The sequence below is a fragment of the Cupriavidus sp. GW822-FHT06G04 genome (assembly GCF_058799075.1).
Genome location: NZ_JBXALD010000002.1, coordinates 705,850 through 712,678, shown reverse-complemented (window position 1 = coordinate 712,678; position 6,829 = coordinate 705,850). Strand labels below are relative to the sequence as shown.

The 6,829-nt window shown below is 61.5% G+C and carries 6 protein-coding genes; 3 read left to right on the top strand and 3 right to left on the bottom strand.

What is annotated here, in order from left to right; translation table 11 throughout:
- A partial coding sequence (locus AC1RKI_RS07290; RefSeq protein ID WP_492794348.1) for a hypothetical protein occupies window positions 1-220 on the bottom strand: 220 nt, incomplete at its 3' end.
- A gap of 120 nt (window positions 221-340) precedes the next feature.
- On the opposite strand from AC1RKI_RS07290, the gene AC1RKI_RS07285 reads away from it, so the two are divergent.
- Entirely contained in the window at window positions 341-1,279 is a 939-nt protein-coding gene (locus AC1RKI_RS07285) for a DUF3047 domain-containing protein (protein WP_492794350.1), read from the top strand.
- A 41-nt stretch (window positions 1,280-1,320) separates the two neighbouring features.
- On the opposite strand, the gene AC1RKI_RS07280 is transcribed toward AC1RKI_RS07285, so the two are convergent.
- Both AC1RKI_RS07280 and AC1RKI_RS07275 read right to left on the bottom strand, forming a co-directional pair.
- Complete coding sequence (locus tag AC1RKI_RS07280) at window positions 1,321-2,352, bottom strand: DUF2891 domain-containing protein (RefSeq protein WP_492794352.1); 1,032 nt, start codon at window positions 2,350-2,352, stop codon at window positions 1,321-1,323.
- Between the two features lie 41 nt (window positions 2,353-2,393).
- Complete coding sequence (locus AC1RKI_RS07275; RefSeq protein WP_061960008.1) at window positions 2,394-3,587, bottom strand: M20 aminoacylase family protein; 1,194 nt, start codon at window positions 3,585-3,587, stop codon at window positions 2,394-2,396.
- A gap of 468 nt (window positions 3,588-4,055) precedes the next feature.
- Between AC1RKI_RS07275 and AC1RKI_RS07270 the strand changes: the two genes are divergently transcribed.
- Both AC1RKI_RS07270 and AC1RKI_RS07265 read left to right on the top strand, forming a co-directional pair.
- Window positions 4,056-5,654: an ABC transporter substrate-binding protein gene (locus AC1RKI_RS07270; RefSeq protein ID WP_061960007.1), complete on the top strand. Its 1,599-nt coding sequence runs from the start codon at window positions 4,056-4,058 to the stop codon at window positions 5,652-5,654.
- A gap of 197 nt (window positions 5,655-5,851) precedes the next feature.
- Window positions 5,852-6,829, top strand: coding sequence for an ABC transporter permease (locus AC1RKI_RS07265; RefSeq protein ID WP_061960006.1), 978 nt, complete (start codon window positions 5,852-5,854; stop codon window positions 6,827-6,829).

Below are 6,829 nucleotides of genomic sequence, written 5' to 3'. Positions count from 1 at the left end.
CCGTGTGAAAGTAGGTCATCGCCAGGCTCTTATCCCCAAAACCCCCAAGCCCTAAAAGCTTGGGGGTTTTGCTTTTGAGCGAGCGGTTTATAGCGCCGCCATACATCGGCGGATTGCTGCCTCTACCCGGCCCTCTCCTGAAATCTCGGTTGTTCTCTGTTGTATTCAGGGTAGCCGAGCATTCCCGGTCAAATACGCATCTGATAATGTCAGCACTCATGCGTCTCACTGAGGTGAGCGCGATGCAGTCTGCAACAGCAAAGCTACGGCGCCGAAAGGCCTGACGCGCAGGATGTTGGGATTCGACGAACGGGTTGAGAAACAGGGTTCAGGGGGTAAAATGGCCACGAAGTTTCGGCCAGTAGTGGCATATGCATTGAGCGCGCTCGCGCTCGCCGGTTGCGCGAGTTCGCCGATGACAGCGACGAATCCATCGCAGATGGTTGCGGTCTCCGATGGGAATTGCGCGACGTTCGCGGCAAAAGCCGCTAAAACGCTTCAGACGTCCAACTTCACGCCGGACCCGCTGGAATTGGCCAATCGCCTGCAGCCATCGGATTCGGATAACGATGTCGGCTCAGACAGCGCCGATGGCGCCGACACCGAGCCGAAAGTCCCACTGCTGCCGCTGCTCACCCAGCTGCCGCAATTTTCCACATCGCCCGAAGTCGCCCCGATCCCGATCGGCTGGCAACCGTGGACCATCAATCGCAACAAGACGCCGACACGCTATTCGCTGACGGAAGTCGATCAACGCAAGGTGTTGCACGCGCAGGCGGACGGTTCTGCTTCCGGTCTCTATGTTCCATTGATTCAGCGGGATCCAGGCTCGCTGAGCTGGATGTGGAAGACGCGCGACGTCATCCGCGTAGCCGACAATGCGGTGAGCCATCGCGAGGATTCACCGTTACGTATCTTTGTCGCATTCGACGGGGATCGCAGTTCTTTATCGCTACGCGATCAACTGATGTACGAAATGGCGCGAATCACCACCGGGCGCGAGATGCCCTACGCAACGCTGATGTACATCTGGGGCGGCAAGCGCCCGGTTGGCACCATCCTTAACAATCCTCATACCGATCGTGTCCGCATGATCGTGGTCGACTCGGGCACACGCCATACCAATGAATGGCGATGCCATGAGCGTGACCTGCGCGCCGACTACCGCAAGGCATTTGGCGCGGAACCGGGCAAGATCCTTGCGGTGGGATTGATGACGGATACCGACAATACTAAAAGCCGCGCCGAGGCTTGGTACGGCGACATCTTCCTAGATTGAGAGAATTTAGCGGGATTTGACGGGAATTGGAGCGGCCCGCGTCATCCACAACCCGCTCGCTCATCCTCGAGCGCCAACAGCGCAAACGTCGCCAGCCAATGCGTGGCGACGTAATGACCATCGACGGCCTGCGGCAACGATGCTTCCAGATGATCGGACCATGCCCGTACCGCAAGCGCCTGCAGCTTGGGCGGTAACGATGGCGCAAGCAGCCTCCAGCACCAGGCGCGCGACATGTTCAGGCCGTCGAGATGTGACATTTTCGGATCGGTCCGATCGGCAACTTCCACTGGCGTGAGCCAGGTTCCCATCTCGGCCTGGGCAGGCGCAAACAGCTCCCACCACCCGGCAAACGCCTCCTCGCTGGAGATCAGACGCATCAGCACCGCCTCCATCAGGCCGCCCGACAGGAATTCATCGCCGCCTGGTTCGTACCGCGCCGGGTAGCGTTGATCGTGTCCAAACCAGCGATGCGCGCGGCGTAAGATTGCCTTGCGGAAGGCGGGATGATGCCCGATCTTCGCGTAAGACAACGCCATCACCAATGCAAAAGCGCTGTTGAAGTGCGTCCCGGTGCGAATAGGAAAGGTTGCCGTTTCGATGTAGTCGTGCAGCCGCTGCGCGAGATGATGGGCCAGCGGCGCGCAGGCGTCGGCCCAAGCCGCGGCCTCGCCATCGCGTTCGGCCAGCGAAGACATTTCGGCCTGAAGGCGAAGCATCCAGGCCCAGCCATAAGGCCGCTCGAAGGTGCGCGACGACGCGCGCTCGAAGTAGGCAAGCTCCACTGCAATGGCATCGGCCCGCAGCCGCGCGGTCAGCGTTTCCCGAATCCGCGTGGCGATAGACAGATGCGGGCGTAGCGCCAGCAGTCTGACCAGCAGCCAATGCATATGGACCGACGAGTGCCAATCGTAGCTGCCGTAAAAGACCGGATGCGCAACGGTGGGCGTGGACAGGTCCTCCTCGCTCACCATCAGATGGTCGACCTTGTACGGATACGGCCGCACGATATTCTCGAGCGCGACTTCCGCGAATCGGGTCGCGGTAGCATCGTCCAGTTGCGTGTGAGTCATCGTGCGGCGTGGATTTCAGCGGAACAGATCGCGTCGCCGCATCACGCAGGCGCCAGCCATTTCTCCACCAGCTTTACGAAGAACGTCGAGCCCACCGGCAGCAGTTCGTCGTTGAAATCGTAGCTGGGATTGTGAAGCATGCACGGTCCCATGCCGTGACCGGCCTCGCGGTGCGACCCCTCGCCGTTACCGATAAACAGATAGCAGCCGGGCTTTTCCTGCAGCATGAAGGAGAAATCTTCCGCGCCCATCGTCGGCTCGACATTCCCGTCGACATTCGATGCGCCAACCACCTCCGCGGCCACATCGATTGCAAACTGCGCCTCGGCGCTGCTGTTGATCGTCGGCGGATAGTTGCGATGAAATTCGAAATCGATGGTGCAATCGAATGCCTGGGCCACGGCGCGCGCCACTTCTTCCATGCGACGCTCGATCAGATCCAGCACAGGCACGGTGAAGGTGCGCACCGTGCCGCCGAGCCACGCTTCATTCGGCACGATATTTGTCGCATCGCCCGCGTGGAACTGCGTCACGGAAATGACAGCAGTGTCGATCGGGCGCTTGTTGCGCGTGATGATGCCTTGCAATGCCGACACGATCTGCGCGCCGGTAAAGACAGGATCGCAACCGTTGTGCGGCATGGCCGCGTGCGCGCCCTTGCCCCGCACCACGATCTTGAATTCGTTGCTCGACGCCATCAGCGGGCCGGCCGTTGTGCCGAAGGCTCCCACCGGCATGCCGGGCCAGTTGTGCATGCCGAAGACGGCGTCGCACGGAAAGCGCTCGAACAATCCGTCCTTGATCATCTCGCGCGCACCGCCGCCGCCTTCCTCGGCGGGCTGGAAGATCAGGTTCACGGTGCCGTCGAAGTTGCGGTGTTCAGCCAGATAGCGCGCGGCGCCGAGCAGCATGGCGGTATGTCCGTCATGACCGCAAGCATGCATCTTGCCGTCGTGCTGCGAACGATGGCCGAAGGTGTTGGCTTCCTGCAGCGGCAGCGCGTCCATATCGGCGCGCAAGCCGATGCTGCGCGATCCCTTGCCGTTGCGGATCACGCCGACGAGTCCCGTTGTGCCAAGCCCGCGATGGACTTCGATGCCCCACGATTCGAGGCTTTTCGCCACAAGATCGGCGGTGCGCTGTTCCTGGAAGCAGAGTTCGGGATGGGCGTGGATATCGCGGCGAAGGGTTCGGATTTCGGCTTGCGCCTGCAGGATTTCGGGGATGAGCTTCATGATGCCAGTCCGGGCAATTGGGGCATTGGAATATCGGGATCATACGACGGCTATCCATCGCGCGCCAAAACCCAGGCGTTGTCGATGGCGCGCGGCCAGGTCGGACGTGCACGGCCGCGCGCCGCCCCAGGCCGTTCGATGTCGCCACAATTCGCCGCAAGCCGCTCCAGCGCAGTCACCCTCCGCTACCCAGCCGCCACGCGCGACGCCCTTCCGCAGCTTGCCCTCGGGGGGCAATGTGTGTCGCGGCGCAGCATTGCGCGCCCTATTCTGCGCGGGTGGGTTTCCCCGCATGGCGGCCGACTGGCAGTGCTGGAACAGTTCATGCTTGAAGTGCCCGGCCTGCCGCGCGCTACGCTGCCTTGCGGAACGCCGCACCAAAATGCGGCCGAATCCGTTATGGCACCGGCGATAAACGCGGTTGATCCTAAACGTCATTTCAAGCATTCCCACAGGGAGAATCGCGCGATGTCCCTTCGTCACTTCAAGAAGGTTGTCGGCAAGACGGTGGGCGCCGTCCTGCTGACCGGTGTCCTCGGCCTAGGTCTGGCTGTGCCGGCGCATGCGGCGGATCTGAAGATCGCCATGAGTTCGCCGCCGACCTCGATGGATCCGCACTTCTACAACCTGTTCTCGAACATCAATGTGTCCGAGCACGTGTTCGATACGCTGATCAAGCTCGATCCGGACAGCCGTGTGATTCCTGGTCTGGCCGAATCGTGGAAGCTGGTGAACAACCTCACCTGGGAATTCAAGATCCGCAAGGGCGTGAAGTGGCATGACGGCACCGAACTGACCACCGAGGACATCGCGTGGTCGCTCGATCGTCCCGCCACGATCGTCAATAGTCCCGGCAAGTTCGATGTGTATACGAAGGCGATCATCAACAAGAAGATCATCGACAAGTACACCATCCAGCTGACCACCAATCAGCCGTATCCGCTGATGCTGAACGACCTGACATCGGTCTTCATGGTGCAGAAGAAAGCCACGCAGGGACTGTCTTCGGACGATTTCGCGCAGGGCAAGGGCATGATCGGCACGGGTCCCTTCAAGTTCGTCAGCTATGCGCGTGACGACCGGGTCGAGCTGGTCAGGAATCCCGACTATTGGGGGCCCAAGCCTGCGTGGGAGAAGGTGACGCTGCGCTTCATCCCGAATCCGGCCACGCGCCTGGCCGCGTTGCTGTCCGGCGATGTGCAGGCCATCGAGAACGTCCCGACGCCGGATCTGCCGAAAGTGCGCAACGATCCCAAGCTGTCGTTCTTCTCGAAGATTTCCCATCGCGTGATCTATCTGTACTTCGACACCAAGCGCGACAAGTCGCCGTTTGTCACGACGAAGGACGGCCAGCCGATGGACAAGAATCCGCTGAAGGATGCACGCGTGCGCATCGCCATCAGCACCGCCATCAATCGTCAGGGCATCAAGGATCGCCTGATGGAAGGCTTGTCCGAGCCGACCAACAACCTCGTCCCGCCGACGATGTTTGGCCACAATCCCGCGCTCAAGACGCTCAAGTACGACCCGGAAGCGGCCAAGAAAATGCTGGCCGATGCGGGCTATCCGAACGGTTTCGGCCTGACGCTGCATACGCCGAACAACCGCTACGTCAACGACGAGAAGATTGCCCAGGCGATCGCGCAGAACCTCACCCGTATCGGCATCAATACGAAGGTGGAGGGTATGCCGATGGCCACGTATTCGTCGAAGGCAATCCGCCACGAATGGTCGTTCGGGCTGGTCGGATGGGGCGCGCAGACCGGTGAAGTCAGTTCGCCGCTGCGTGCGTTGCTGGCGTGCGAGGACTCCAAGAAGGGCTTCGGCACCACCAACTGGGGCGAGTACTGCAATCCGAAGATGGACGCGGTGCTGGAAAAGGCGCTGGCCACGGTCGATGACAACGAGCGCTCCAAGCTGCTGCAGGAGGCCACCGCCATCGCCATCCTGGACGGCGGCATCATCCCGGTCCATCATCAGGTCACTACGTGGGCCACGCAGAAGGGCATCACCTATGTGCCGCGCACGGACGAGCGTACCTACGCGCACAACTTCAAGCCGCAGTAAGCCAGTGGCAGTCAGCCGGCCCGGCGACGGGCTGGCCTTCAGGCAATGCGGCGCCCGGCGCGTCATGCGCCGGCTCCGGTATGATCGCGGCCCCGGCCCGGACGGCGGGTCGGGGCGAATCTTCCGCGACGTGCGCGTGGGATCGCGAACACGCCGACCGCCTTCGCGGCGGTCAGCGAAAGGATAGCGTCTGAAAAATGCTGGTCTTCATCATTCGGCGTCTGATGCAGAGCGTGGTTGTGCTGTTGGTCATGTCGCTGCTCGTGTTCCTCGGCGTCTTTGCCATCGGCAACCCGGTCGACATCCTGATCAGCCCGCAGGCGGATCAGGAAGACATCAAGCGCACCATCGCGGCGCTCGGCCTGGACAAGCCGCTCTGGGAGCAGTACTGGATATTCCTGCAGAACGCGCTGCACGGTAACCTCGGCACGTCGTTCGCGCATGGCACGCCGGCGCTCAAGCTGATCTTCGAGCGCATGCCGGCGACAATGGAACTGGCCGTCTGCGCCATCTTGCTAGCCATCGTGCTGGGCATTCCCCTCGGGCTTTGGGCCGGCCTGCGGCCGAATGGCGTGGCGGGCAAGACCATCATGACCGTGTCGATCCTGGGGTTCTCGCTACCCACGTTCTGGGTGGGACTGATGCTGATCATGGTGTTTGCCGTGCAGCTTGGCTGGCTGCCGTCGAACGGACGAGGCGAGACCGTCAGCGTGCTGGGCGTGCCGCTGAGTTTTCTTACGGTCGACGGCATTCGCCACCTGATCCTGCCGGCCGTCACGTTGTCGCTGCTGAATATCGCGATGGTGATTCGCCTGACGCGCGCGGGCGCGCAGGAGGCCATGCTGCAGGACTATGTGAAGTTTGCCCGCGCCAAGGGCCTGTCCAACGCGCGCATCGTGGGCGTGCACGTACTCAAGAACATCCTGATTCCGATCGTCACCGTTATCGCGCTGCAGTTCGGTTCGATCATCGCGTTTGCCATCGTCACGGAGTCGATCTTCGCGTGGCCTGGCATGGGCAAACTGATCATCGACTCGATCCAGTTGCTGGACCGGCCCGTGATCGTCGCCTACCTGATGGTGATCGTGACGCTGTTCATCCTGATCAACCTCGTGGTGGACATCATTTACAGCATGCTCGATCCGCGCGTGCGCATCGCCGACAACAAGGGCTGA